This is a genomic window from Pseudomonas sp. SIMBA_068 (assembly GCF_046534705.1).
GTDB lineage: Bacteria > Pseudomonadota > Gammaproteobacteria > Pseudomonadales > Pseudomonadaceae > Aquipseudomonas > Aquipseudomonas putida.
Genome location: NZ_JAWRYI010000001.1, coordinates 509,677 through 532,912, shown reverse-complemented (window position 1 = coordinate 532,912; position 23,236 = coordinate 509,677). Strand labels below are relative to the sequence as shown.

Here is a 23,236-nt window from a genome sequence, read left to right as displayed (position 1 = left end):
CCGTCATACATGACGGGCGGATGACAGCAAAATCAGGGTGCCTGTACCGGCCCTTTCGCGGGCAAACCCGCTACCACAGGCACCGCATCAGGCTTGAGCTCTGCACAGATCTGTGGGAGCGGGGTCACCCGCGAAGAGGCCGGCACAGGCGCTGCATCAGCTACCGGTGCCCTGCCCGATCAGCACCCCATCTACCTTCTGACCATACAGGTTCACGCCGTCATTGGCATGGAACTTCACCCGCGTCTTCTCGATGGAGCCCTCCACCAGTCGCGGGTCCTGCGGCCGTTCATGGCGGTTGACCCACGCGGCAACGTCCCAGGCCTGCTGATCGCTGAGGCTGCCCGGCTTGCCCAGCGGCATGTTGTACTTGATGAACGACGCTGCCGTGTTGATGCGGTGCATGCCAGCGCCCCAGTTGTAGGAGTCCTTGCCCCACAGCGGCGGCATCACGTAATCACCGGCCACCTTCTGCCCTTGGCCGTTGTCGCCATGGCAAATCGCGCATTGCTCGCCGTACACCTGCTGGCCCCGCTTGAAGTCATAGCCGCCCTCGGGCTGCGGCACCTCCGGGTAACCACGCCCGGCAATCTCCACGCCAGTGGGCGCCTTGGTCGACAGCCAGTACGCATAGGTCGCCAGTGCCGTCATCTGCGGGCTATCGGCGGCAGGTGGCTTGCCGTTCATGCTGAACTGGAAGCACCCCTGGATGCGCTCTGCGAAGGTATTCACCTTGTCGTTCTTCTTGCGGTACGCGGGGTACATCGGGTACGCGCCCCACATCGGCGCGGAATGCGCCAGGCGCCCCTGGTCGAGGTGGCAGTTACTGCAATTCATGCCGTTGCCTACGGCCTCGGGCATCAGCCGGCGGGTATCGACGAACAGGGCATGGCCCTCACGCACCATCTTGCCAAAGGCATTGTCGGGCAACTCGCTTTCAACGGGCGGCACAAACTGCGGCGCGGCCTGCACGCCGGGTACCTTCAGCTGCGACTGGTCTTCCATGGCGATCGGGGCGGCCTGGGCGCTGCTCATGGCCACCAGTAAAAAGGCTGGAATCAAGGGTTTCATGGCGTGACCTCCTGGCTGGCGGAGCGGGCGAAGAACTCGGCGACAGCCTTGATCTCGTCATCGGTCATGGCCTTGGCCACGCCGACCATCAGCTGGTTGGGGTCATTACTGCGGCTGCCGTCGCGCCAGGCATTGAGCTGCGCCACCAGGTAACTGGCAGGCTGGCCGGCCAAAGGCGGGAAGTGTTCGCCAACCCCGCCGCCGCCAGGGCCATGGCATTGCACGCAGCCCGGTATCTGCCGGTTCCAGTCGCCGTACAGGGCCATGCGGGTGGTCGGGTCATCGGCAATCTGCTGGCGCCACAGGTTGCCGGCGGGGTCTGCCGGCAGGCTGGCCAGGTAGGCACTCACCGCCTTGATTTCATCTTCGCTCAAGGCCTTGGCGAGCGGTTCCATCACCGGCTGCTTGCGGCTGCCATTGCGCCAGTCATGCAGTTGCTTGCTGAGGTAACCAGCCGGTAGCCCGGCCAAGCGCGGAAAGCCGGCGGCGGCAATGCCCTTGCCGTCGGGGCCATGGCACCCGAGGCAAGCCATGGCAGCGGGGTTTGCCCCACCCTGGGTGAAGACTTTCTGGCCATCGGCGGCATGCGCCATGGGGCAGGCCAGGATCAGCAGGCTGCCGATCACGACGCGTCTCAACGGTGTCATCACGAATCTCCCTTTCTTTTGTTATATGTTTAGGCTTAAAACATATAAGCAAAGACAGGAAGGTCCGTTGCCTCAGATCAATGCCCGGAGATGCATTGGGTGGCCGCGGTGCGCACATCGCCCAGGCGCAGGGGGAAGTTGTTCAGCCGCTCACGCAGCTTGATGCTGCTGCCGCTGCCTCGCTTGTCGATGTCCACCAGTGCCGCCGGCCCTACCCCCGAGCTGATCTTCTGCGGCACGATCAGGCGCAGGCCGTCACCACGCGGCTCTTCCACCAGCGGATCGCGCGTATCGGCCAGCTTCTGCTTGATGCAGTCGGCATATTCACGCGGGGTCTTGCCAGAAATCACATCCAGCGTTTCGTGCGATTGCTCCAGCTCCGAAACGCTGACACAACCGCCCAGCGCCGCCACAGACACCACCGCCACCATCCACTTCATTTAGAGCACCTCAGCCTTCAAGAATCCTGTTCGACCGCAGCCAGGCGGTTTTGCTCCCTGCATTGGCAGATTTATCGGGGCCTGGCCATCGAGCGCGCCAGTGTAACGGCACATCGTGGTATCTTTTGCCTTTACAGATCCAAACCTTGCGGAGCATCACATGAAATTCGTACACCAGCGCGAGCACCTCAACGAGGACGACATCGTCGTTATCGAATGCTCCCAGCGCTGCAACATCCGCCTGATGAACGACGCCAACTTCCGCAGCTTCAAGAACGGCGGCCGTCACACCTACCATGGCGGCCAGTTCGTTGACTTCCCGGCCAAAATCACGGTACCCAGCACCGGTTTCTGGAACATCACCATCGACACCGTGACCACCCGCCCGATCTCGGTAACACGCAAGCCCACCTTGAGCCACAAGATCAAGATCATCCGTCGCTCTTCGTCGAAACTCAGATAAGACTGCCATGACCCAGAACATCAAGTACGTCATCAAATACAAGCTCGACGGCGAGCGCCGCTGGGATTTCGCCGTCATGCCCGACGCGTCGCAGGAACAGGCACTCGATGCCCTGCGCAAGATCCACGGCGACGACGCCGACAAGATCAGCGACATTCAGGTGAGCAAGGCACTGTAAGGCTGCGCGCCAAGGAGAACTGCATGAGCAACTGGCCCGACCGTCGTATCCTCGATCTGCTGGGCATCGAGTTGCCTATCCTCCAGGCGCCCATGGCCGGTGCCAGCGGGTCGGCGATGGCCATCGCCGTGGCCAACGCCGGAGGGCTTGGCGCCCTGCCCTGCGCCATGCTCACAGGCGAACAAGTACGGGGCGAGATTGCAGCCTTTCGAAACGCTTGCCCGGGCCGCCCGCTGAACCTGAACTTCTTCTGCCACCAACCGCCAGCGCCCGATGCCGAGCGCGATGCCCGCTGGAAGCAGGCCCTTAAGCCTTATTACAACGAAACGGGTGCTGATTTCACGGCCCCCACACCAGTGTCCAACCGTGCGCCGTTCGACGAACAAAGCTGCCAGCTGATCGAGCAACTGCGCCCGGAGGTGGTGAGCTTCCACTTCGGCCTGCCCAAGGCTGACCTGCTGCAACGGGTGAAGGCCAGTGGTGCCAGGGTACTGTCCAGCGCCACTACGGTAGAAGAAGCGGTTTGGCTGGAACGCAATGGCTGTGACGCGATCATCGCCATGGGGTATGAAGCCGGCGGCCATCGGGGCATGTTCCTCAGCGACGACATTACCAGCCAGATCGGCACCTTCGCCCTTGTGCCGCAGGTGGTGGACGCGGTCAGCGTGCCGGTGATTGCCGCAGGCGGTATCGGCGACCACCGTGGCCTGGTGGCGGCGCTGGCACTGGGCGCTTCGGCAGTGCAGATCGGCACGGCTTACCTGTTCTGCCCCGAGGCCAAGGTTTCGTCGGCGCATCGCCTGGCGCTGGACAGCGCGCCCGCGAGCGACACGGCGTTGACCAACCTGTTTACCGGCCGCCCGGCGCGCGGCATCAACAACCGCATCATGCGCGAGCTGGGGCCGATGAGCGACCTGGCACCGCGCTTCCCGCTGGCGGGTGGAGCATTGATGCCATTGCGGGCGATCACCGATCCGCAAGGTAACAGTGACTTCAGTAACCTGTGGTCAGGGCAGGCGTTGCGGCTGGGGCGGCACGTGCCTGCGGGGGAGCTGACCCGGGATATTGCCGAAAAGGCACTGGCCTTGGTTAATCGTTAGGCATCTTCATATACAGGTTCGGCCTCTTCGCAGCACAAGGCTGCTCCTACAGGCGCCTGTAGGAGCAGCCTTGTGCTGCGAAGAGGCCGAGCCTGCAAATGCATCACCCAGCCCCTTCCCGGCAAATGGCCTATCGCTATATAGTTCAGCACATAACGATAACCCCAAGGAGCTGTCTTCATGCGTATCCGCCTATCCCACCTGGCCGTCACCGCCTTGGCCACCCTGTTCGCCTTCAACACTGCCTGGGCCGATGAGGTTCAGGTCGCGGTCGCAGCCAACTTCACAGCCCCGATCCAGGCCATCGCAAAAGACTTTGAAAAAGACACCGGCCACAAACTGGTCGCAGCCTACGGCGCCACTGGGCAGTTCTACGCACAGATCAAGAACGGCGCACCGTTCGAAGTGTTCCTCGCCGCTGACGACAGCACCCCAAAAAAGCTTGAAGAAGAAAAGGAAATCGTCCCTGGGTCGCGCTTCACCTACGCCATCGGCACCCTGGCCCTGTGGTCGGCAAAGGAAGGCTACGTAGATGCCAAGGGTGACGTACTGAAGAAAAACGATTACAAACACCTGTCCATCGCCAACCCGAAAGCGGCACCTTACGGCCTGGCCGCCACCCAGGTGCTGGACAAGCTGAAGCTCACCGAAGCCACCACAGGCAAGATCGTCGAAGGCCAGAACATCACCCAAACCTTCCAGTTCGTCTCCACCGGCAATGCCGAGCTGGGCTTCGTCGCCCTGTCGCAGATCTACAAGGACGGCCAGGTAACCAACGGCTCCGCCTGGATCGTGCCGTCCAACCTGCACGACCCAATCCGCCAGGACGCGGTGATCCTCAACAAAGGCAAGGACAATGCGGCCGCCAAGGCGCTGGTCGAATACCTCAAAGGCCCGAAAGCCGCTGCGGTGATCAAGTCCTACGGCTATGAACTCTGATGCCACTGGACGCCAGTGACCTGGGTGCAATCTGGCTGACCGTCAAACTGGCCAGCCTGACCACCCTGATCCTGCTGGTTATCGGCACCCCCATCGCCTGGTGGCTGGCGCGTACGCGCTCATGGCTACGCGGGCCGGTAGGCGCGGTGGTGGCTCTGCCGCTGGTATTGCCACCCACGGTGATCGGCTTTTACCTGCTGATCGCCCTCGGGCCGCACGGCTGGCTCGGCCAGGCTACCCAGGCGCTGGGCCTGGGCAGCGTGGTGTTCAGCTTCACGGGCCTGGTGATCGGTTCGACGGTGTATTCCATGCCATTCGTGGTGCAGCCGCTGCAGAATGCATTTGGCGCGATCGGCCAGCGCCCGCTGGAAGTCGCCGCCACTTTGCGCGCCAGCCCATGGGACACCTTCGTTCATGTGGTGCTGCCGCTGGCCCGCCCCGGTTTCGTCACCGCCAGCATCCTCGGCTTCGCCCATACCGTTGGCGAATTTGGCGTGGTGCTGATGATCGGTGGCAACATCCCCGACAAGACCCGCGTGGTCTCGGTGCAAATCTTCGATCACGTCGAGGCCATGGAGTATTCGCAAGCCCACTGGCTGGCCGGTGCCATGCTGGTGTTTTCCTTCCTGGTGCTGCTCCTGCTGTACGCCGGACGCCGCGGCAAAGCTGGCTGGAGCTGAAATGACCGCATCGATAGTGGCGCGCCTGAACCTGGCGCGCGACGACTTTACCCTGGACGTTGACCTGCTCCTGCCCGGGCGCGGCGTCAGCGCGCTGTTCGGCCACTCGGGCTCCGGCAAGACCAGCTGCCTTCGCTGCCTGGCCGGCCTGGAACGGGCCGCCAGCGCCTACATCGAGGTTAACGGCGAAGTCTGGGAAGACACCGCCCGCGGCTACTTCCAGGCCCCGCACCTGCGGCCGGTGGGCTACGTGTTCCAGGAGGCCAGCCTGTTCCCGCACCTGTCGGTGCGCGGCAACCTCGAATTCGGCTGGCGCCGGGTGGCGGCGGCTGAACGCAAGGTGAGCCTGGACCAGGCCTGCCAGTTGCTGGGCATCGGCCACTTGCTGGAACGCCGCCCCGCGACGTTGTCTGGCGGCGAGGCGCAGCGGGTGGGCATTGCCCGTGCCCTGCTCAGCAGCCCACGCCTGCTGTTGATGGACGAGCCGCTGGCGGCCCTCGACGGGCCGCGCAAGCGTGAGATCCTGCCTTACCTTGAGCGCCTGCACGATGAACTGGACATTCCGCTGGTGTATGTCAGCCACGCCCAGGATGAAGTGGCGCGGCTGGCCGACCACCTGGTGTTGCTGGAGCAAGGCCTGGTGGTCGCCAGCGGCCCGATTGGCGAAACCCTGGCCCGACTCGACCTGTCGCTGGCCCAGGGCGAGGACGCTGGCGTGGTGTTCGAAGGCCTGGTGGTCGGCCACGACCCGCACTACGACCTGCTCGACCTGCGCCTGCCCGGCGGCTCAGGGCCGGTGCTGCGCATCGCCCACCCGGCCCACGTGATGGGCAGCACCTTGCGCGTCAAGGTGCAGGCCCGTGACGTCAGCCTGGCGCTGGCGGCCGACAGCACATCGAGCATCCTCAACCGCCTGCCGGTACAGGTGCGCGAAAGCCGCCCGGCCGACAACCCAGCCCATGTGCTGGTCAGCCTGGATGCCGGCGGCAATGCCTTGCTCGCGCGCATCACGCGCTTCTCGGCAGACCAGCTCGGCCTGCACCCGGGCCAACTGCTGTTCGCCCAGATAAAGTCGGTGGCGTTACTGGGCTGAGCATCCTGCGCGCGGGTGTTGTCCATTGATCAATGACCTGATCGAGGCCTGCCCGCCATGCTCGACTGCCCCCTGCCGCGCAGCTTGCACTACGTTGACGACAGCCAGCCGGGCCTGACCCGGCGACGCTGGCGCGACCGCTTCATTTACCTGGATGCCGATGGCCAGCGGGTGCGCGACAGCGCCACCCTTGCGCGCATAGCCGCGTTGGTGATTCCGCCTGCCTACACAGATGTGTGGATCTGCACCGACCCGCAGGGCCACTTGCAGGCAACCGGTCGCGATGCCCGTGGCCGCAAGCAGTACCGCTACCACACGCAGTGGCGCGAACTGCGCGACCAGCACAAGTACGGGCGCATGCTGGCCTTCGCTGAGGCCTTGCCAAAACTGCGCGCGCAACTGGAAACCCACCTGGCACGGCCAGGCCTGGACCGGGAAAAGGTCATGGCATTGGTCGTGAGCTTGCTGGACCACACCCTGATCCGCATAGGCAACCAGCGCTACCTGCGCGACAACCAGTCCTACGGGCTGACCACCCTGCGCAACCGCCATGTTCAGGTCAAGGGCAGCAGCATCCGTTTCCAGTTCCGCGGCAAGCGGGGTGTCGAGCACGACGTCACCCTCACCGACCGGCGCTTGGCCAACCTGCTCAAACGCTGCATGGAACTGCCTGGCCAAGCGCTGTTCCAGTACCTGGATGAAAACGGCCAGCGCCACAGCATCGGCTCCAGCGAGGTCAACCAGTTCCTGCAGGAGCTGACCGGCGCCGACTTCACTGCCAAGGACTACCGCACCTGGGCCGGCAGCAGCCTGGCCCTGAACCTGCTCAGGCCCTTGGCCTGGGAGCCCGAGACCGAGGCAAAGCGCCAGGTCGCTGCCATCGTCCGCCAGGTGGCTACACGGCTGGGCAACACGCCCGCAGTCTGCAGACGCTGCTACATTCACCCGGCCGTACTTGAACACTATGCCCAGGGGCGACTGGGCAACTTGCCGAAGCGCCGTATGCGCAAAGGCCTGGACCCTGAAGAAGTGGCCTTGTTGCTATTTCTTCAGGCACTTGAGGAACAGGATGGCCATTAAGCCTGTCTATTCAGGCGATGATACGAAGAAATTTCCCATTGGCCACCAAGCCCCCTATTCTTGCCATCGAGCACCTTGGCCGACAAACCGCTGGCGGTTTGTTTCGGCACCTGCAACTGAAGATACGCAACAGAATTTGTCTGTCGGGGAATTACTATCCGCCGAAAGCGTCTTTAATGAGAAGGAAGAGGGATACGCTCCCACCGCCGCGGCAACTGGCCCAGCGGTTTTTTACATCACCAAGGAGAACTACATGCTGATACTCACCCGCAAGGTTGGCGAAAGCATCGTCATCAACGATGACATCAAAGTCACCATTCTAGGCGTCAAAGGGATGCAGGTGAGGATCGGGATCGATGCACCGAAAGATGTCCAGGTCCATCGCGAAGAAATTTTCAAACGCATCCAGGCCGGTAGCCCAGCCCCGGAAAAGCACGACGACTCACACTGAGCCTACCCTCTCCAGCGTGCAAGGACGCGCTCGACCGCCAGCCTCAGGTGCCCAGTAGCTGACGCACCTTGGCGATCATCTCGTCCATGTCGAACGGCTTGTCGAATATTGCGGCGAACAGGGCCGGGCATCCTTGGCTGGCCTGCGCGCCGCTCATCAGAATGACCGGCAACTCGCACAGCGTCGGGTCTTCGCGCATGGCACGAACCAGTTCCTCACCGTTGAGCAGAGGCATCATGTAGTCGGTAATCACCAGCTCAACGCGTTTCTCCCTCAACGCCTCCAGCGCCTTGCTGCCGTTGCTCGCCTTTTCCACCAGATAGCCTTCGTCCTCCAGCGCAAAACCGAGGATATCGGCAATCAGGTATTCGTCATCGACGATCAGGATGGTGTTCATTGGCTCATCCGTCACCCGCTCCCCTGCGGTATCGGCGTACCCGAGAGCACACCGCATGCACCTTCGAATGCCCTGCGCAAGGTAATGCCCTGCGGCCCGATCAACAGCTCGTGCAAGGCAGGGTCATGGTGACTGTCACGCACCTTGAGGATCGACACCATGCGTCGCAGCTGCGAATCCAGCTCGACGAAGCGCATCAGCATCAGGTTGTCGACAATGCTCGACAGGTCCGGGGCCGGGGCACTGATTTCCGCGCCGAAGATGTCGCGCATTTCCCAGGTCAGCATCACGCTCACATCACGCGCACGCAGCTCGCCAGCGATGGCACGGAAAAACGCATTGAGCCGCGTCGGGTCGACAGCGAGGCGACTGAACGCCCCGAGGCTGTCAATCAACACGCGTTTGCTGCCATGGGCCTCGACACGCTCAAGCAGGCGCGCACCGATCTGGTCCAGCAACCCGTCGGTAGTCGGTTGCCAGCACAACTGCAGGCTACCTTCCTGCTCCATGGCTGCAAAGTCGTAACCCAGCGATGCGGCCTTGTTGCGCAGGCGGTCGGGCGTTTCGTAAAAGCCGAAGTGCAGCCCCGGTGCCTGCTTGGTGCTGGCGCCAAGAAAGGCCAGCCCCAGTGAAGTCTTGCCGATACCCGACGGCCCGATCAACAGACTCACCGAACCCATGGCCAAGCCACCATCGAGCATCTCATCGAGGGATGGCACACCGCTGCCGATGCGCGCCGGGGTAGCGCTGCCCATCTGGCTGGGGTGGCTGAACAACGCCTCCAGGCGCGGGTAGACGTGCATGCCGCTTTCATCGATAAGGCATTCGTGGCGCCCCGACAACGCCCCACTGCCGCGAGTCTTGCGCAACTGGATATGGCGCACGGCGCGGCTGCCCACCAGTTGCTCACCCAGCTCGATCACCCCATCGACCATGGTGTGCTCCGGGCTGCCCTCGTCCAGCCGTGCGCTGGTGAGCAGCAGCACGGTGCAGCCGGCAAAGGCCGCATGGCCCTGCAGCTCGGAGACAAACTTCTTGGTATCCAGCGCGGTTTCGGCGCGCACCCGGGCATTGAGCACACCATCGACAATCAACAGGCTGGCCTGCTGCCGAGCGATTTCCTGGCGCAGCAGCCGCACCACGGCATCCAGCCCTTCCTGCTCAAGGGTGTCGAAGGCACTGACGAACTGGATCTGGTCGCCGACCAGCGTCGGGTCAAAAAAGTCCAGGGTGGACAGGTACTGGAACAGCCGTTCATGCGATTCGCTCAGCAAGGTGGCCACCAGCACCCGGCCGCCCGTACGCACGTGCCCGCAGGCCAACTGATTGGCCAGGATGGTCTTGCCGGCACCCGGCGGGCCTTGAATGATGTAGGAGGCGCCGGCTACCAGGCCGCCCTTTAGCAGCGCATCGAGCCCTTCGATACCTGTCACCAACCGCCTGAGTGCCTGCGCCATGATGCTTACCTGTCGAGTGGGCTGTTGGTCTTGTCCTGATACGTTGGCAAGTAAAGCTGCATGGAAGTTCCATGGCCGAGCTCACTGGTGACACAAATGGCGCCACCGCTCTGCCTGGCAAAACCATACACCTGGCTAAGGCCCAGGCCAGTGCCCTTGCCAAACGGCTTGGTGGTGAAGAATGGCTCGAAGATGCGCGGCAATACTTCTGGTGCAATCCCTTCGCCGCTGTCTTCCACCACAAAGCGCACGAAGCTGCCTTGCAGCCCTTCCACCTCGCCCGCCAACTCGACCACCTCCGCCGTCAGGCCTATCCGGCCCTCCCCGGCGATGGCATCGCGGGCATTGAACAGCAGGTTCAGGAGCACCATCTGCAACTGCCCGGCATCCACTTCGATCAACGGCAAGCCCGCTTGCAACTGCACCTGCAGTTCAATCGAGCTGGGCAGTGCGTGCTCCAACAGGCCACGGGTGGCGGCGACAAGGTCTTGCGGTGCGACGCACGCCACATCGAGCCGGCGGTGACGGGCAAAGCTGAGCAGCTGCTGGGTCAGTTCGGTGCCCCGCTGCCCCGCATCGAGAATGTGCTGCAGCATGCGCTGGATACGCGCCGGGTCCTGACTGGCCAGCGCCAGGCGCGCCGAGCTGATGATGATGGTCAGCATGTTGTTGAAGTCATGCGCCAGCCCCCCGGTCAATTGGCCCAAGGCTTCCAGCTTCTGCGCCTGGAACAGCTGGGCGCGCACGGCATCGAGCTGCATCGCCGACTCGCGACGGTCGGTGATGTCTCGCGTGACCTTGGCCAGGCCGATGATCTGGCCCTGGTCATCGCGGACCACGTCCAGCGCGGCCAGCGCCCAGAACTGTGTACCATCATTGCGCACCCGCCAGCCCTCATCCTGCGCCACACCCTGCTCCAGCGCCTGGCGCAGCAAGCGCTCGGGGCGGCCGTCGGCACAATCCTGGGGGGTGAAGAATAGCGAGAAATGCTGGCCGATCACTTCATCGGCGCGGTAGCCCTTGATCCGTTGCGCGCCGGCATTCCACGACACCACATGGCCGGTCGGGTCGAGCATATAGATGGCGTAATCCACCACCGACTGCACCAGCTGTTCATAGCGCTCGGCAGGTATGGCGGGGTGATCGAGACAGTCAGCTGAAACCATGAAAACTCCACTGGCACAGCAGGAGGGACGATGTGAGCTTAGCCGAGGGTAACCGCCAACGGCCCCCTCTGGCTACCAATGGTCAGCGTTCAGGCTCGACCAACGCAGGGCTGAGACGGCGTGGCATGGCAACTTTCAGCAGCCACAGGCCAACCAGCATGATCCCCCCGCCGCCAGCCAGAGCCATCCACCGCTGCGGCTGTGGGTGCTCGGCATCGAAACCGAGCATCAAGAGGTAGCCACCCAGGCTGATCAGGCTGAGGTAAAGAAACGCCCCCAACACGATCACCAGCGCAAACAGCAGCCGCCACAACAGCCGTGGGCGCACGACACGCTCGCTAGCGTCGGACTGAGCCATCGCCGCATACTCTTGGATCCAATAAAGGGGTGACAGTGGCGTAATGACAGCAAGCTGTCAATTATCCAGTGGTTCGGCCCTTCATTCTGTTGATCATAGGTGCTGCAGTTGACTCAACTATAACAATGGGTTATAAAGCGCGCTTGATTGCAAAGCCCTTCTGCTTAGAAGCGAGCTGGTCGTTGCGGCCCTTTCAAGCGTGCGAGTGTGGTGGAATTGGTATACACAGCAGACTTAAAATCTGTCGGCGTGAGCCTTGCGGGTTCGAGTCCCGCCACTCGCACCAAACTTCGTTGAAAAGGCGCCCGTGCGGCGCCTTTTTGCTGCCTGCAAGCAATGTCTTGCGCAGCTGCTAGAGTGGAACTTGTCCCCGTCCACTGGAACGCCACCATGCGCTACTCCCTGTTCGATGGCCAACGCGACATCATTATCCTGATCGCCCGCGTATTGCTGATGATCCTGTTCGTCTTGTCTGGCTGGGCCAAGCTCACCGGATTTGATGGCACGGTTGGCTACATGACGTCGTTGGGCGCCCCTGCCCCCATGCTGGCGGCTGCAATTGCCGTAATCATGGAGTTTGTCGTCGCCATCCTGCTGATCCTGGGCTTCTACACACGTCCGCTGGCGTTTCTGTTTGCGCTGTTCGTGCTGGGCACGGCGCTGCTGGGCCACCCGTTCTGGAACATGGTCGACCCCGAACGCAGCGCCAACATGACCCAGTTTCTGAAAAACATGAGCATCATGGGCGGCCTGCTGTTGCTGGCCGTGAGCGGCCCAGGGCGTTTTTCGGTGGACGGGCGCTGAGTCAGTCGTCTTCGCAGTCATCGAACCAGGCTGGGTGATCACGCTCCTCGTCATCGAGGTCATCCAGCGTTTCCTCGTCTTCTTCCACTTCATCCTCGGCGCCTTGGGCATCCGCCTCGGGCTCCATGTCGTCGTAGAGAAATTCATGGTCAAGCAGGTGATCGTGCTCGGGTTCGTGCAGGTCGTCGTCGTGCATGCTGGCTCCTGGGGTGATGGCAGGCCTGTATAGGCGTATCAGGTTCCGAGGTCAATGTGTTGCTGCTTAATCCTGGGTTAACCGGCCACGCGCAGCCTGCAGTCTCTCCCTTCAAACGTCTTTTGCCCGCCTTTCATGGCGGGCTTTTTTATGGCTTTGGGAGCATGACAGCCTCATGACCTGAGCTTCACGAAATACTGACAACCGGATTGGCACACTGGCCCCGCTCCGTACGTTCTTGCAGCCCGCCGCATCATTGCCGCGGGCTTTTCTTTTTGCGACGTGTTCTTGATGCATGACCTGAAGCAGTTTTGCCCGACCCGGCAAGGGCTATGCTAACCCAGCGATAACCCAAGCTCACTCGGATAGACACGGAGGCTCTTATGAAAGCTGCTGTTGTTGCACCAGGCCGTCGCGTGGACGTGGTAGAAAAAACCCTGCGCCCCCTCGAACACGGCGAAGCGCTGCTGAAGATGCAATGCTGCGGTGTCTGCCACACCGACCTGCACGTGAAAAATGGCGATTTCGGTGACAAGACCGGCGTCGTGCTGGGCCACGAAGGCATCGGCGTGGTTCAGGAAGTCGGGCCGGGCGTTACATCGCTCAAGCCGGGCGACCGTGCCAGTGTTGCCTGGTTCTACCAGGGTTGCGGGCATTGCGAGTATTGCAACAGCGGCAACGAAACCCTGTGCCGCGAGGTGAAGAACTCCGGGTACACCGTGGATGGTGGCATGGCCGAAGCCTGCATCGTCAAGGCCGACTACTCGGTCAAAGTACCCGACGGCCTCGATTCCGCTGCCGCCAGCAGCATCACCTGCGCCGGCGTCACGACCTACAAGGCGGTGAAAATTTCCAACATCCGCCCAGGCCAATGGATTGCCATCTACGGCCTCGGCGGGCTGGGCAACCTGGCCCTGCAATATGCCAAGAACGTCTTCAACGCCAAAGTGATTGCCATCGACGTCAATGAGCAGCAACTGCGCTTCGCCAGCGAAATGGGCGCAGACTTGGTGGTCAACCCGCTCAACGAAGACACCGCAAAGGTTATCCAGGCCAAGACCGGTGGCGCCCACGCCGCCGTGGTGACTGCCGTCGCCAAAGGCGCGTTCAACTCGGCCGTCGATGCCCTGCGCGCTGGCGGGCGCCTGGTTGCGGTCGGGCTTCCGTCTGAATCCATGGACCTGAACATTCCCCGCCTGGTGCTGGATGGCATCGAAGTGGTGGGCTCGCTGGTCGGGACACGCCAGGATCTGCAGGAAGCCTTCCAGTTTGCGGCTGAAGGCAAAGTGGTGCCCAAGGTGACTTTGCGGCCAATCGAGGATATCAACCAGATCTTCGACGAGATGCTGGAAGGCAAGATCAAAGGGCGTATGGTGATCCAGTTCGAAGGTTGATTGCCTCAAAGCTGATCATTTCGCACGACCACAACGCCCGTAGATGATCCTCTACGGGCTTTTTGCCTTCTCAACAGTCAAGGAACAGACCATGAGCTTCGACTGGCACGCCGGCCCGATCACCAGAGCCACACCGCTGGACAAGCATTACCGCAACACGCAGAAGGTTCGTCAGTTTCTGCTCAGTGAATGTGGCGCGTCATTCAAGTTCGACCGTGCCTTTATGGCATGGATCAAAACCGGGGCACCCTCAACGATGGGCGAAGTCGCGGACGAATGGCAGCGAATCCATCGATGACAGCCGGCACCTGATGCCTGTAAGCCGGATTGTGCTGTAGCCGCGTCTTTGAGCATCTTGTCCAACGATTCAACCATGCTGGAATAATCCATTTCCTGACTCCATCAATGTTGGATTTGGCTTGAGTTCACCATAGCTTGAGAACGTTTCAATATTTAATGAGGGCGCCGAGACGATATTAATCGCCCTCCTGCTGATGACCATCGCCTCAGAGATGAGGTTCAAGATAAGTGCTCAAGACGCAGTGCGCGGCCTGGCATAGACTGTCGGATCCATTTGGCCACAGCGCGCTGGTGCCAGCATCGGGTTTTCACCGTCATCAAGTTGAACACGCAGCTGGTGCAGTGGCCGAGTGCTCGATCTTCTGCGACTGATCCTGATCTCAGGCGCTTTCTGCTGTTTGACTTCAGATTCCCTTCAGATTCGCCGCTGATAATTCTCTCCGTCGAACCCAATCGGGGGAGTTTTATGAGCGAATCTGAATGGAGCAGCCTGCTCCCGCTTCCTGTAGGCAGTCATGCCGACCACCACGCGCGGTTGTCGCTTCATCTGGCAGGCGACTCTTCACGCGAGGATCTGGAGCACTTCATCCACCAGTGCTTTGCCACCGTGCACCAAGCGGATGTGCAGCATTACTTGCCAGAGCTGCTGGCATTGCATGACAGCCACGGACGCCTGATCGCAGCGGCCGGCATGCGATCAGCCTGCGACGGGCCTCTGTTTCTCGAGCGGTATCTGGACGCCCCTTTGGAGGTGGCTGTTTCGCAGGTCGCCGGTGTTGCCCTGGACCGTACAGGCATGGTCGAAGTGGGCAACCTGGCCTCACTCAGTGCTGGCAGCGCCCGAATCATGATCATTGCCGTGACTTGGCTGTTGGCTTCGCGTGGCCTGGAGTGGGTGGCATTCACCGGCGCGGCGACACTGATCAACAGTTTTCAACGGCTGGGCTTGATGCCTACCGTTTTGGCTGCGGCTGATCCTGAGCGCTTGCAGGGGCAGTCTAATCAGTGGGGAACGTACTACGACCAACGACCACATGTGTTCGCCGGCAACATCGGCCATGGCTTCGATGCCCTGACCCGGGCGGGGGTGTTCCAACGCCTTGGGTTTCCCAAGCGGGCCCAGGAGACCGGTCATGCCGCATGAACTGCATCTCTTTCAGGCGTTGTTGCTCCAGCATGCCCAGCAAAAACCCGATTCTGTAGCTGTTCAGGGCCTGGGCCAGTGTTTCACCTACCGGCAATTGCTTGACGAGGTCGAATTCCGTGTAGCCCGCTTGCTGACCAGGCCAGCGGGCACGTTCGTCATGGTGCTGGATAACGGGCCTGAACTGCTTTTCTGGGACTTGGCGGCTCTTTTCGCCGAGCGCACTTGTGTGATCGTACCGCCGTTCTTCAGCGCGGCTCAGTTCCGGCACTGCCTGCAGCAGAGTGGTGCCACGAGCGTGCTGTGCGAGACGCAGTGGACCGCCCAGCTCCTTGAGCAAGGGTTTACCCAAAAGCCGGTAGAAGGCTTCCTGACGCGTGATGGCGTCGTCGCGCCTGAATTGCCGGCGGGCACCGCAAAGATCACCTACACCTCCGGTAGTACCGGGAGCCCCAAGGGCGTATGCCTGGGCGCCGAGGCCATGCTGCGGGTAGCGCGGGAGCTGGAAGCTGCAAGCCGACCAACCGAGCCTCAGCAATACCTGGCGGTACTGCCACTGGGTGTATTGCTGGAGAACCTCGGCGTATATGCCTCGCTCATGGCGGGCGCCTGCGTCCAGCTCTACCCGCAGCAACAGTTGGGCATGGGCGGCGCAAGCCAGGTGGATTTCAAGCGCTTGCTCGCTGCGATTGCCCTAAGCGGTGCACAAAGTCTGATCCTCGTGCCGCAACTGCTGATGGGGCTGGTCACCGCTATCGAGCGCAGGCTCATGGGTGTTGGCCCACTGCGATTCGTGGCCGTGGGCGGCGCCCGGGTATCACCCAACCTGCTGGCTCGGGCCGATGCCGTCGGCTTGCCAGTATTCGAAGGCTATGGCTTGTCCGAATGCGCATCGGTGGTTGCGCTGAACCGCCCGGGGGCCGTTCGCCCAGGCAGCGTCGGTAAGCCCTTGCCCCATGTGCAGGTGCGCATTGCTGACGACGGCGAGGTGCTGGTGGCTGGCTCGACCTTGCTGGGTTACCTGGAAGAGGCGCCGGTGACCGGTGAGTGGTGGGCGACGGGCGACCTCGGTCACCTCGACGAAGAGGGCTACCTGTACCTTGACGGGCGCAGTAAGCACCAGTTCATCACCAGCTTCGGTCGTAACGTCAACCCGGAGTGGGTTGAGTCGGAGCTGACTCAGGGCGGCGTGATTGCACAGGCATTCGTGCATGGCGAAGCCTTGCCGCACAACCTGGCGCTGCTCTGGCCACTGGACCCCGCCGCCAGCGACGAGGCTATCGAGCAGGCCGTACGGCACTGCAACGCGCAACTGCCCGATTACGCCCATGTGCATGCCTGGCGCCGTTTGCCGGCCCCGCTAAGCCCCATTGATGAAACCCTGACTGCCAACGGCCGCCCACGGCGCGAGGCGATCCTGCAGCGTTACCAAACCCTGTTATCCGACATCGCGTTGTGAGGTTCACCATGTCATTTTTCGATGCTTTGCAAACACAAACTGCCGAGGAGCGTCAGGCGTTATTCGCAGTGCCCGTAATCCGGGACGCGTTGGCCGGCCAGGTCAGCCTGGACAGCTACGTCGCCTTCCTGACCCAGGCCTACCACCATGTCCGCCATACGGTGCCGCTGATGATGGCCTGTGGCGCGCGTTTGCCGTCGCGCCTGGAATGGCTGCGCGGTGCCGTGTGCGAATACATCGATGAGGAGTACGGCCACGAACAGTGGATCCTCAACGACATCAACGCCTGCGGCGGCGACTGGGAGGCCGTGCGTGATAGTCGGCCAGCGCTACCAATCGAGCTGATGGTCGCCTACCTCTACGACCTGATTGCACGCGGTAACCCTGTCGGGCTGTTCGGCATGGTCAACGTACTGGAAGGCACCAGCATCGCCCTGGCCACGCAGGCGGCGGCCACCATCCAGAGCACGTTGGGCTTGCCTGGCCAGGCGTTCAGCTACCTCAGCTCCCATGGTGCGCTCGACCAGGACCACATGGTGACCTACAAGCAGTTGATGGACCGCCTCGATGACGAGGGCGACCAGCAGGCTGTCATCCACGCCGCAAAGGTCGTCTACCGCTTGTACACCGAGATGTTCCAGGGCTTGCCGCGCGCCGCGCAGCACGAGGTGCGTCATGCGCTTGCCTGAATCCGTGGTGGTTCTCACCGGTGCCAGCGGGGGTATTGGACTGGAGCTTGCCGGGCAATTGTGCGCTGCCGGTGCCCAGGTGCTGGCGGTCAGCCGGCACATGGGCAAGCTGGCTGGCCTGATGAATCGGTATCCGGACCGTTTGCGTTGGCAAGAAGCTGACCTGCGCAGCCAGGCAGGGCGCGAGCAAGTGGTTGGTCGAGCCCGCGAGATGGGCAATGTCAACGTTCTGATCAACGCTGCCGGGGTGAACCGCTTCGCCTTGCTCGATCAGCTGGGCGAGCACGAGCTCGATGAACTGCTGGACATCAATCTGAAGGCGCCGATGCAACTGACACGTGGCTGCCTGCCGTTGCTGCGCACCCAGCCCAAGGCGCTGGTGGTTAATGTCGGGTCCACCTATGGCTCGATCGGCTACCCCGGCTATGCCACCTACTGCGCCAGCAAATTCGCCCTGCGTGGCTTTTCGGAAGCGCTGCGGCGCGAGTTGGCCGACACCACGGTGAATGTGCTCTATGCAGCGCCCCGCGCGACCCGCACCGCGATGAATAGCAGTGCTGCGACAGCGCTCAATCAAGCGTTGAAAGTCGGCATGGACGACCCCGCGGATGTCGCTCGTGCAGTGCTTCAGGCCGTGGAGTCTGAACGCAGCGAGCTTTACCTGGGCTGGCCGGAAAAGCTCTTCGTGCGCATTAACGGCATGTTGCCGGGTGTAGTCGACCGCGCACTGCGCAAACAATTGCCTGTCATTCGCCGCTACATCGGCAGCCACTCCAAGGAGTCGATCAAATGAAGCGACTGCTCATCGCCAGCTTGCTGGCATTCGCACCCTTCACCTGGGCACTGGATCAGACCGGCACACAGCACCTGAGTGAGCTACAGCAGCGCTGGGCGCAGATCCAGTACCAGTTACCCAAGGACAAACGTGCTGACGCCTTCGAAAAGCTGGCGAGTGACGCGACGGCCTTCGTTCACCAGTATCCCGGTACCCCAGAGCCATTGATCTGGGAGGGCATCATCAACAGCAGCTGGGCGGGGGCCACCGGTGGCCTTGGCGCGCTAGGCAAGGTCAAGGCCGCGAAGGCTAGCCTGGAGCAGGCCATGAAACTGGACCCCAACGCCCTGCAGGGTTCGGCCTATACCAGCCTGGGCACGCTGTACGATCAAGTGCCCGGTTGGCCGATTGGTTTCGGTGATGCCGAGATGGCCGACAAGATGCTGCGCAAAGCCCTGCAGATCAGCCCCGGCGGTATCGACAGCAACTATTTCTGGGCTGATCATCTGTATCGGCAAAAACGCTACCCGGAGGCTACCGCAGCCCTACACAAAGCCTTGCAAGCCCCACCGCGGCCGGGGCGTGAGCTGGCTGATCAGGGTCGTCGCGCGGATATCGATGCTTTACTCAAGGCGATCAAGGACAAACAGGACTGAACATGCGGCTTTTGCTGGTTGAGGACGATATCGCACTGGGAGAGGGGATCTGCGACGGTTTGCGCCAGGAGGGCTACACCCTCGACTGGTTGCGTGACGGTGTCAGTGGCTTGCATGCTTTGCAACACGAGATCTTCGACCTGGTGATCCTGGATCTTGGATTGCCCCGCATGGATGGCATTGAACTCCTGCGGCGGGTACGCGCCGGCGGCGACAGCCTCCCGGTGCTGATCCTCACCGCACGGGATGCCCTCGATGATCGCATCACCGGCCTCGATGCCGGCGCCGACGATTACCTGGTCAAGCCGTTCGACCTCAACGAGCTGAAGGCACGCTTGCGCGCGTTGCTCAGGCGCAGCGCCGGCCGCGCCAAGGTCATGATCGAGCATGCCGGCGTCAGCCTCGACCCAGCTACCCAGCAAGTTCATTACAACGGCGTTGAAGTGGTGCTGACCCCCAAGGAATACATGCTGTTGCACGAGTTGCTGGCGCAGCCGGGCAAGGTTTTCACCCGCGAACGCCTGACCCAGCTGCTGTATGGCTGGGATGAGGAACCCGAGAGCAACACGCTGGAGGTGAACATCTACCACCTGCGCAAAAAACTGTTCAACGGGCTGATCCGTACGGTGCGCGGCATTGGCTATCTGGTCGAGGCCAAGGCATGAGCTCGCTGCGCCAACGCACCCTGTGGCGGGTGATGCTGTTGCTGCTGCTGGGGACCGGCCTGCTGGCGCTCTATAACTATCACGACAGCCGCCATGAAATTAACGAGGTTTACGACGCGCACCTGGCTCAGAACGCTCGCTTGCTGCAGGGCGTCATGAGCCTGCCGGTGCAAAGTGGCTCGCGTGAAGCGATGTACCAGGCATTCAACGAGGCATTGGCCCAGGCGGGCCACCATCGGGTAGGCCACCCCTACGAGAGCAAGCTGGCATTCCAGGTCTGGCAGGACGGCGCTGGCCTGCTGGTGCACACACCCAGTGCGCCGACCATCGACCCTCCACCGACGGTCCCCGGTTTCTACGACTTTTCCAGCGGTGGCGAGCAATGGCGCGGTTTCGTGCTGCCGGTGCCGGAACGACACTGGGTGATCTGGGTGGGCGAGCGTGACGATGTGCGCTACGACTTGATCGATCGCATCGTTCGCCACACCCTGTTCCCGTTCCTGGTCGGCAGCCTGGTGTTGGCACTGCTGGTTTGGGCTGCTATCGGCTGGGGACTGCGGCCGTTGCAGAACATGGCCAACATCATCCGTGGGCGTCACGCCGATTCGCTAGAGCCGCTGCAGTTGGTGCCTCTGCCCTCGGAGCTGGAGCCCATGCAGGCCGCCATCAACCGCTTGTTGGCGCAGATCGAGGACCTGTTGCGGCGTGAGCATCGGTTCATTGCCGATGCCGCCCACGAAATGCGCACACCCTTGGCCGTTCTCCGCCTGCACGCGCAGAACGCGCTGGAGGCCAGCAACGAGGCCGAGCGACACAAAGCGCTGGGCTTTCTGATGGGTGGGGTGGACCGGCTTACCCGGGTTGTCAATCAGTTGCTGACGCTGGCCCGTGTCGAGCCAAGGCTGGGGCAGCGAGCCAGTACTGAGATCGACCTGGCCGAAGTGGCCACCGAGACCTTGGCTGACCTGACCCCGTGGATACTGGACCGCGGCCTGGAGCCCTCGTTGGATATCGGTGAAGGCGACCATCACCTGACAATCGATGCCGGCGCCCTGGGCATCGCCCTGCAGAACCTGGTGTCGAACGCGGTGGAGCACTCACCGCCCGCTGGCCGCATCACGGTGTCACTCAGGCGCCTGGAGAATCACGTCGAGCTGGTCGTCGAGGACGAGGGGCCGGGTATCGATGAGGCCAGCCTGTCGCGCGTATTCGAGCGTTTCTACAGCCGTAACAGTCCCAATGGTGCAGGCCTTGGGCTTTCCATCGTGGCGACCATCGTTGACCGGATGGGCGGGCAGGTGCATTTGCATAATCGAGCAAGCGGCGGGCTAGCCGCCACCTTGCTGTTTCCGGTGGCTTCAATTCCCCAGCATACTCGCCGTTCGGCGTTGTAGTTGAAGCGTTACTCTACAAGCACTGAGTCATCGACGTTCAAGCGGTCTGAATTTAACCCGCCCGACCAACCCGCGAATGAGTAAGACGTCTCTCGCCACAGTGCGAAAGGCCCAACGACAACTGTATTTATATACAACCAATCTGGCATCGGGTGCCCGGTAAATTCTGAGTGATGAACAATCTGTCGGGCGAGAGGTGGGAAAATGTGCGGACGATACTCGATCTATGAGTCGATGGATCATTACCTGCGCCAGCTGTCGCTGGACCTGGTGGTGATCAATGGCTACGACCACGCGCCAATCAACCGCTTCAACGTGGCACCGTCGACACGCGTCGAAGTTATCCGCCCGGTCGACGATGGACTCAGCGTAGATCGGGTCAAGTGGGGGTGGTCGCCGTTTTGGGCGAAGGGGAAGCGGCCGGACCCGATCAATGCCCGGGCTGAAACGGTGCTAACAGGGAAATTCTTCAAAGACCTGTGGCCAGGTGGTAGAGCCCTGGCGCCGGCGAACGGCTGGTTCGAGTGGATACCAGACCCAGCGGATCCGAAGCGCAAGCAGCCGTACTACATCACAAGCGCCAACGGCGCCCCGCTCTATTTCGCTGCGCTTGCAGAAGTGCACCAGAACACCGAGCCTGACGAGCGCGATGGATTTGTGATCATCACCGCAGCAGCGGATCAGGGACTGATCGACATCCACGACAGGAAGCCCTTGGTGTTGCCCCCTGAGCTCGCGCGGGAATGGATCGACCCGACTACATCGCCGGAGCGGGCTGCGGCGATCGTGGGGCAAGGTTGCATGCCAGCTGCGGAATTCCGGTGGTATCCGGTCGGCAAGGCGGTAGGAAATGTGAGGAATGAGGGTGAGTCGTTGATTACACCGATGAACAACGAAAATCATCAGGGTCAGCTAGAGTTTTGATGAGTACAAGCACCGCGAGATAACGATCATGCTAAAACAAGAAGCAGACGACGTGATTGAGCGTATCAGGGACGATCTGAAAAGGCACGGTGTGCTGATCGGCTTTGATCCAGAGTTTACCACTGCCGAGTTCGGGTGCGACCTGGACCACTTCGTTGCTCAGGTCAGAGAGGATCCGAACAACCGTGTACTAGGTATCGCGATACATGACGAAGGCTTATGGGCCCAGCTCCAGCAGGGAACGGTGTATCGCTGTGTTGTCAGTGATTGTCGAGGGAAGCTCTTCGGTATTCCTATTACGATAGAACCGAGAACCGATGCGTCCTACACCATTCAATACAAGCTCTGAATGCTACCTGCAGATTGATAGCCATTCAGCCCTACCCAGTGGAGGGCTGATGCGGACACGATCAGGTTTTTCAGCGCACTAAGAAAAACCCCGCAGATTTTCATCTGCGGGGCTTTCAAATGGTGGAGGTCGAGGTCGGAATCGAACCGGCCCCGTCCGGCGTACTTGGTTGGGTCATGCCCCTCGCACGTCTGGCGACTGACATCTACCCCAAATTCTTTCTTGACGGCCTCCACCACTTGGCTGGGTGTATCGAAGCAGGCCAGAGCATGAACAATGAAGGCTTTGACCTCGCTTCGTAGTGCTGCCATGTGAATGTCATCCGTCAGGACCTGTCAGGATTCAGGCCGACTTGAGCAGATGGGTATCGCCTCGTCTTGCCCAGACATCCCTGAGGCTCACAGCGTGGGCGATAGCCTGGAGGAGCTTCTGGCAAATGCGGTGGACGGGCTCGTCCTGGCGCTGTCAATCTACGTGGACCAGAAGCGAGCAATTCCACCTGCCACCGAAGCCGGCGATCACATCGTTCGGCTTTCTGGCGTAACGGTCGCAAAAATCGCACTGTGGAATGAGCTGGTCCGCTCCGGCAAGACCCGGGCTGACCTAGCCTCGATGCTTGGCATCTCCCCTACCGCAGCCGGGCGCTTGGTCGACTTCGAGCACACCTCGAAGCTCGAGAGCCTGGAAGAAGCTCTGGCCAAGTTCGGAGTTCGACTTCAGGTGATACCTACCGCGCTGCAGGCTGCTTGATCGCACACCCAAGGGGTCGGCACTCTCACCGGCCCTCTTGAGGGCCTATTCGGGCAATAAAAAACACGGCACTTGGCCGCGCTCATGAATGGGTGCGGATGACCGGCGCTGAAGCCGTGTTAGGGTGCCTGTGATCAGCAGGGGACGGGCCTTTAAACAGCGTTGCCTCCGGCCGCCCTGCCCCTCTCATACTGCACTTTCAGCGTCATCTGCATAA

Annotated in this window: 29 protein-coding genes, 1 tRNA gene and 1 pseudogene; 22 read left to right on the top strand and 9 right to left on the bottom strand. The window is 61.6% G+C overall.

Annotated elements, in window-relative coordinates:
- Positions 1-156 precede the first annotated feature (156 nt).
- The 3 genes from SB756_RS02440 to SB756_RS02430 form a co-directional block, all read right to left on the bottom strand.
- The gene (locus SB756_RS02440; protein WP_410910097.1) at positions 157-1,071 is read right to left on the bottom strand and encodes a c-type cytochrome; all 915 of its coding nucleotides are present in this window, start codon (positions 1,069-1,071) and stop codon (positions 157-159) included.
- Entirely contained in the window at positions 1,068-1,718 is a 651-nt protein-coding gene (locus SB756_RS02435) for a c-type cytochrome (protein WP_410910096.1), read from the bottom strand. Before SB756_RS02435 ends, SB756_RS02440 begins: the two co-directional genes overlap by 4 nt.
- Before the next feature lie 77 nt (positions 1,719-1,795).
- Entirely contained in the window at positions 1,796-2,158 is a 363-nt protein-coding gene (locus SB756_RS02430) for a hypothetical protein (protein ID WP_016498960.1), read from the bottom strand.
- 160 nt (positions 2,159-2,318) lie between these two features.
- Between SB756_RS02430 and SB756_RS02425 the strand changes: the two genes are divergently transcribed.
- The 8 genes from SB756_RS02425 (at position 2,319) to csrA (ending at position 8,142) form a co-directional block, all read left to right on the top strand.
- Positions 2,319-2,621 carry a DUF1883 domain-containing protein gene (locus SB756_RS02425; protein ID WP_016487931.1) on the top strand — a complete coding sequence of 101 codons (303 nt, stop codon included), beginning with the start codon at positions 2,319-2,321 and terminating at the stop codon, positions 2,619-2,621.
- A 7-nt stretch (positions 2,622-2,628) separates the two neighbouring features.
- Positions 2,629-2,799 (top strand): hypothetical protein, encoded by a 171-nt coding sequence (locus SB756_RS02420; protein WP_095115567.1) that lies wholly within the window; start codon positions 2,629-2,631, stop codon positions 2,797-2,799.
- 23 nt (positions 2,800-2,822) lie between these two features.
- A complete protein-coding gene (locus tag SB756_RS02415) occupies positions 2,823-3,899 on the top strand; it encodes an NAD(P)H-dependent flavin oxidoreductase (RefSeq protein WP_410910095.1) in 1,077 nt (358 codons plus the stop codon).
- A 180-nt stretch (positions 3,900-4,079) separates the two neighbouring features.
- The gene (modA, locus tag SB756_RS02410; protein WP_410910094.1) at positions 4,080-4,838 is read left to right on the top strand and encodes a molybdate ABC transporter substrate-binding protein; all 759 of its coding nucleotides are present in this window, start codon (positions 4,080-4,082) and stop codon (positions 4,836-4,838) included.
- Positions 4,838-5,518 (top strand): molybdate ABC transporter permease subunit, encoded by a 681-nt coding sequence (modB, locus tag SB756_RS02405; protein ID WP_016487935.1) that lies wholly within the window; start codon positions 4,838-4,840, stop codon positions 5,516-5,518. The genes modA and modB overlap by 1 nt, the downstream gene beginning before the upstream one ends.
- A 1-nt stretch (position 5,519) precedes the next feature.
- Positions 5,520-6,611 (top strand): molybdenum ABC transporter ATP-binding protein, encoded by a 1,092-nt coding sequence (gene modC, locus SB756_RS02400; protein ID WP_410910093.1) that lies wholly within the window; start codon positions 5,520-5,522, stop codon positions 6,609-6,611.
- A 57-nt stretch (positions 6,612-6,668) separates the two neighbouring features.
- Positions 6,669-7,691 (top strand): DNA topoisomerase IB, encoded by a 1,023-nt coding sequence (locus tag SB756_RS02395; RefSeq protein WP_341796127.1) that lies wholly within the window; start codon positions 6,669-6,671, stop codon positions 7,689-7,691.
- A 253-nt stretch (positions 7,692-7,944) separates the two neighbouring features.
- Complete coding sequence (csrA, locus tag SB756_RS02390) at positions 7,945-8,142, top strand: carbon storage regulator CsrA (RefSeq protein ID WP_004375914.1); 198 nt, start codon at positions 7,945-7,947, stop codon at positions 8,140-8,142.
- A 43-nt stretch (positions 8,143-8,185) separates the two neighbouring features.
- Here the strand turns inward: csrA and SB756_RS02385 are convergent, their stop codons facing one another.
- The 4 genes from SB756_RS02385 to SB756_RS02370 form a co-directional block, all read right to left on the bottom strand.
- Entirely contained in the window at positions 8,186-8,539 is a 354-nt protein-coding gene (locus SB756_RS02385; protein WP_016498954.1) for a response regulator, read from the bottom strand.
- 11 nt (positions 8,540-8,550) lie between these two features.
- Positions 8,551-9,996, bottom strand: a complete 1,446-nt coding sequence (locus SB756_RS02380; protein ID WP_410910092.1) for an ATPase domain-containing protein — start codon at positions 9,994-9,996, stop codon at positions 8,551-8,553.
- Positions 9,997-10,001: 5 nt separating this feature from the next.
- Positions 10,002-11,162: a two-component system sensor histidine kinase NtrB gene (locus SB756_RS02375; protein WP_410910091.1), complete on the bottom strand. Its 1,161-nt coding sequence runs from the start codon at positions 11,160-11,162 to the stop codon at positions 10,002-10,004.
- An 82-nt stretch (positions 11,163-11,244) separates the two neighbouring features.
- The gene (locus SB756_RS02370) at positions 11,245-11,520 is read right to left on the bottom strand and encodes a hypothetical protein (protein ID WP_410910090.1); all 276 of its coding nucleotides are present in this window, start codon (positions 11,518-11,520) and stop codon (positions 11,245-11,247) included.
- Positions 11,521-11,721: 201 nt separating this feature from the next.
- Between SB756_RS02370 and SB756_RS02365 the strand changes: the two genes are divergently transcribed.
- Positions 11,722-11,806: transfer RNA gene (locus tag SB756_RS02365), tRNA-Leu, on the top strand.
- A 104-nt stretch (positions 11,807-11,910) separates the two neighbouring features.
- Positions 11,911-12,324: a DoxX family protein gene (locus SB756_RS02360; protein WP_016498950.1), complete on the top strand. Its 414-nt coding sequence runs from the start codon at positions 11,911-11,913 to the stop codon at positions 12,322-12,324.
- A 1-nt stretch (position 12,325) separates the two neighbouring features.
- On the opposite strand, the gene SB756_RS02355 is transcribed toward SB756_RS02360, so the two are convergent.
- Positions 12,326-12,520: a hypothetical protein gene (locus SB756_RS02355; RefSeq protein WP_341796130.1), complete on the bottom strand. Its 195-nt coding sequence runs from the start codon at positions 12,518-12,520 to the stop codon at positions 12,326-12,328.
- A gap of 383 nt (positions 12,521-12,903) precedes the next feature.
- Here SB756_RS02355 and adhP point away from each other — a divergent pair, with 383 nt between their 5' ends.
- The 11 genes from adhP (at position 12,904) to SB756_RS02300 (ending at position 22,269) form a co-directional block, all read left to right on the top strand.
- The gene (gene adhP / locus SB756_RS02350; protein ID WP_084966332.1) at positions 12,904-13,914 is read left to right on the top strand and encodes an alcohol dehydrogenase AdhP; all 1,011 of its coding nucleotides are present in this window, start codon (positions 12,904-12,906) and stop codon (positions 13,912-13,914) included.
- 91 nt (positions 13,915-14,005) lie between these two features.
- The gene (locus SB756_RS02345) at positions 14,006-14,212 is read left to right on the top strand and encodes a DUF6434 domain-containing protein (protein WP_059395924.1); all 207 of its coding nucleotides are present in this window, start codon (positions 14,006-14,008) and stop codon (positions 14,210-14,212) included.
- Positions 14,213-14,680: 468 nt separating this feature from the next.
- Positions 14,681-15,358, top strand: a complete 678-nt coding sequence (locus tag SB756_RS02340) for a thermostable hemolysin (protein WP_410910089.1) — start codon at positions 14,681-14,683, stop codon at positions 15,356-15,358.
- A complete protein-coding gene (locus tag SB756_RS02335) occupies positions 15,348-16,817 on the top strand; it encodes an AMP-binding protein (protein ID WP_410910088.1) in 1,470 nt (489 codons plus the stop codon). The genes SB756_RS02340 and SB756_RS02335 overlap by 11 nt, the downstream gene beginning before the upstream one ends.
- Positions 16,818-16,825: 8 nt before the next feature.
- Positions 16,826-17,506, top strand: a complete 681-nt coding sequence (locus SB756_RS02330) for a TenA family transcriptional regulator (protein WP_341796132.1) — start codon at positions 16,826-16,828, stop codon at positions 17,504-17,506.
- A complete protein-coding gene (locus SB756_RS02325; RefSeq protein WP_063425551.1) occupies positions 17,493-18,299 on the top strand; it encodes an SDR family oxidoreductase in 807 nt (268 codons plus the stop codon). The genes SB756_RS02330 and SB756_RS02325 overlap by 14 nt, the downstream gene beginning before the upstream one ends.
- A complete protein-coding gene (locus SB756_RS02320) occupies positions 18,296-18,937 on the top strand; it encodes a TRAP transporter TatT component family protein (protein ID WP_410910087.1) in 642 nt (213 codons plus the stop codon). The genes SB756_RS02325 and SB756_RS02320 overlap by 4 nt, the downstream gene beginning before the upstream one ends.
- Positions 18,938-18,939: 2 nt before the next feature.
- Positions 18,940-19,602, top strand: a complete 663-nt coding sequence (locus SB756_RS02315; protein ID WP_410910086.1) for a response regulator — start codon at positions 18,940-18,942, stop codon at positions 19,600-19,602.
- A complete protein-coding gene (locus SB756_RS02310; protein ID WP_410910085.1) occupies positions 19,599-20,996 on the top strand; it encodes an ATP-binding protein in 1,398 nt (465 codons plus the stop codon). The genes SB756_RS02315 and SB756_RS02310 overlap by 4 nt, the downstream gene beginning before the upstream one ends.
- A gap of 204 nt (positions 20,997-21,200) precedes the next feature.
- Positions 21,201-21,920: an SOS response-associated peptidase gene (locus SB756_RS02305; RefSeq protein ID WP_410910084.1), complete on the top strand. Its 720-nt coding sequence runs from the start codon at positions 21,201-21,203 to the stop codon at positions 21,918-21,920.
- A gap of 28 nt (positions 21,921-21,948) precedes the next feature.
- Positions 21,949-22,269, top strand: coding sequence for a hypothetical protein (locus SB756_RS02300; RefSeq protein WP_341796137.1), 321 nt, complete (start codon positions 21,949-21,951; stop codon positions 22,267-22,269).
- Between the two features lie 152 nt (positions 22,270-22,421).
- Here SB756_RS02300 and SB756_RS02295 read toward each other — a convergent pair.
- Positions 22,422-22,580, bottom strand: a pseudogene (locus SB756_RS02295) (DUF2280 domain-containing protein); the annotation flags it as partial.
- Positions 22,581-22,674: 94 nt separating this feature from the next.
- Here SB756_RS02295 and SB756_RS02290 point away from each other — a divergent pair.
- Positions 22,675-23,019, top strand: a complete 345-nt coding sequence (locus SB756_RS02290; RefSeq protein ID WP_341796138.1) for a type II toxin-antitoxin system HicB family antitoxin — start codon at positions 22,675-22,677, stop codon at positions 23,017-23,019.
- Positions 23,020-23,236: the final 217 nt, after the last annotated feature.

What these genes read in the sequence shown, in the direction of transcription:
- SB756_RS02310 (WP_410910085.1), top strand. Translation starts at nt 19,599, where the DNA reads ATGAGCTCGCTGCGCCAACGCACCCTGTGGCGGGTGATGCTGTTGCTG.
- SB756_RS02415 (WP_410910095.1), top strand. Translation starts at nt 2,823, where the DNA reads ATGAGCAACTGGCCCGACCGTCGTATCCTCGATCTGCTGGGCATCGAG.
- SB756_RS02305 (WP_410910084.1), top strand. Translation starts at nt 21,201, where the DNA reads ATGTGCGGACGATACTCGATCTATGAGTCGATGGATCATTACCTGCGC.
- SB756_RS02300 (WP_341796137.1), top strand. Translation starts at nt 21,949, where the DNA reads ATGCTAAAACAAGAAGCAGACGACGTGATTGAGCGTATCAGGGACGAT.
- SB756_RS02330 (WP_341796132.1), top strand. Translation starts at nt 16,826, where the DNA reads ATGTCATTTTTCGATGCTTTGCAAACACAAACTGCCGAGGAGCGTCAG.
- SB756_RS02435 (WP_410910096.1), bottom strand. Translation starts at nt 1,718, where the DNA reads ATGACACCGTTGAGACGCGTCGTGATCGGCAGCCTGCTGATCCTGGCC.
- SB756_RS02375 (WP_410910091.1), bottom strand. Translation starts at nt 11,162, where the DNA reads ATGGTTTCAGCTGACTGTCTCGATCACCCCGCCATACCTGCCGAGCGC.
- SB756_RS02395 (WP_341796127.1), top strand. Translation starts at nt 6,669, where the DNA reads ATGCTCGACTGCCCCCTGCCGCGCAGCTTGCACTACGTTGACGACAGC.
- modB (WP_016487935.1), top strand. Translation starts at nt 4,838, where the DNA reads ATGCCACTGGACGCCAGTGACCTGGGTGCAATCTGGCTGACCGTCAAA.
- csrA (WP_004375914.1), top strand. Translation starts at nt 7,945, where the DNA reads ATGCTGATACTCACCCGCAAGGTTGGCGAAAGCATCGTCATCAACGAT.
- SB756_RS02440 (WP_410910097.1), bottom strand. Translation starts at nt 1,071, where the DNA reads ATGAAACCCTTGATTCCAGCCTTTTTACTGGTGGCCATGAGCAGCGCC.
- modA (WP_410910094.1), top strand. Translation starts at nt 4,080, where the DNA reads ATGCGTATCCGCCTATCCCACCTGGCCGTCACCGCCTTGGCCACCCTG.
- SB756_RS02335 (WP_410910088.1), top strand. Translation starts at nt 15,348, where the DNA reads ATGCCGCATGAACTGCATCTCTTTCAGGCGTTGTTGCTCCAGCATGCC.
- SB756_RS02370 (WP_410910090.1), bottom strand. Translation starts at nt 11,520, where the DNA reads ATGGCTCAGTCCGACGCTAGCGAGCGTGTCGTGCGCCCACGGCTGTTG.
- SB756_RS02315 (WP_410910086.1), top strand. Translation starts at nt 18,940, where the DNA reads ATGCGGCTTTTGCTGGTTGAGGACGATATCGCACTGGGAGAGGGGATC.
- SB756_RS02385 (WP_016498954.1), bottom strand. Translation starts at nt 8,539, where the DNA reads ATGAACACCATCCTGATCGTCGATGACGAATACCTGATTGCCGATATC.
- SB756_RS02340 (WP_410910089.1), top strand. Translation starts at nt 14,681, where the DNA reads ATGAGCGAATCTGAATGGAGCAGCCTGCTCCCGCTTCCTGTAGGCAGT.
- SB756_RS02320 (WP_410910087.1), top strand. Translation starts at nt 18,296, where the DNA reads ATGAAGCGACTGCTCATCGCCAGCTTGCTGGCATTCGCACCCTTCACC.
- adhP (WP_084966332.1), top strand. Translation starts at nt 12,904, where the DNA reads ATGAAAGCTGCTGTTGTTGCACCAGGCCGTCGCGTGGACGTGGTAGAA.
- SB756_RS02355 (WP_341796130.1), bottom strand. Translation starts at nt 12,520, where the DNA reads ATGCACGACGACGACCTGCACGAACCCGAGCACGATCACCTGCTTGAC.
- SB756_RS02325 (WP_063425551.1), top strand. Translation starts at nt 17,493, where the DNA reads ATGCGCTTGCCTGAATCCGTGGTGGTTCTCACCGGTGCCAGCGGGGGT.
- SB756_RS02360 (WP_016498950.1), top strand. Translation starts at nt 11,911, where the DNA reads ATGCGCTACTCCCTGTTCGATGGCCAACGCGACATCATTATCCTGATC.
- SB756_RS02430 (WP_016498960.1), bottom strand. Translation starts at nt 2,158, where the DNA reads ATGAAGTGGATGGTGGCGGTGGTGTCTGTGGCGGCGCTGGGCGGTTGT.
- modC (WP_410910093.1), top strand. Translation starts at nt 5,520, where the DNA reads ATGACCGCATCGATAGTGGCGCGCCTGAACCTGGCGCGCGACGACTTT.
- SB756_RS02420 (WP_095115567.1), top strand. Translation starts at nt 2,629, where the DNA reads ATGACCCAGAACATCAAGTACGTCATCAAATACAAGCTCGACGGCGAG.
- SB756_RS02345 (WP_059395924.1), top strand. Translation starts at nt 14,006, where the DNA reads ATGAGCTTCGACTGGCACGCCGGCCCGATCACCAGAGCCACACCGCTG.
- SB756_RS02425 (WP_016487931.1), top strand. Translation starts at nt 2,319, where the DNA reads ATGAAATTCGTACACCAGCGCGAGCACCTCAACGAGGACGACATCGTC.
- SB756_RS02380 (WP_410910092.1), bottom strand. Translation starts at nt 9,996, where the DNA reads ATGGCGCAGGCACTCAGGCGGTTGGTGACAGGTATCGAAGGGCTCGAT.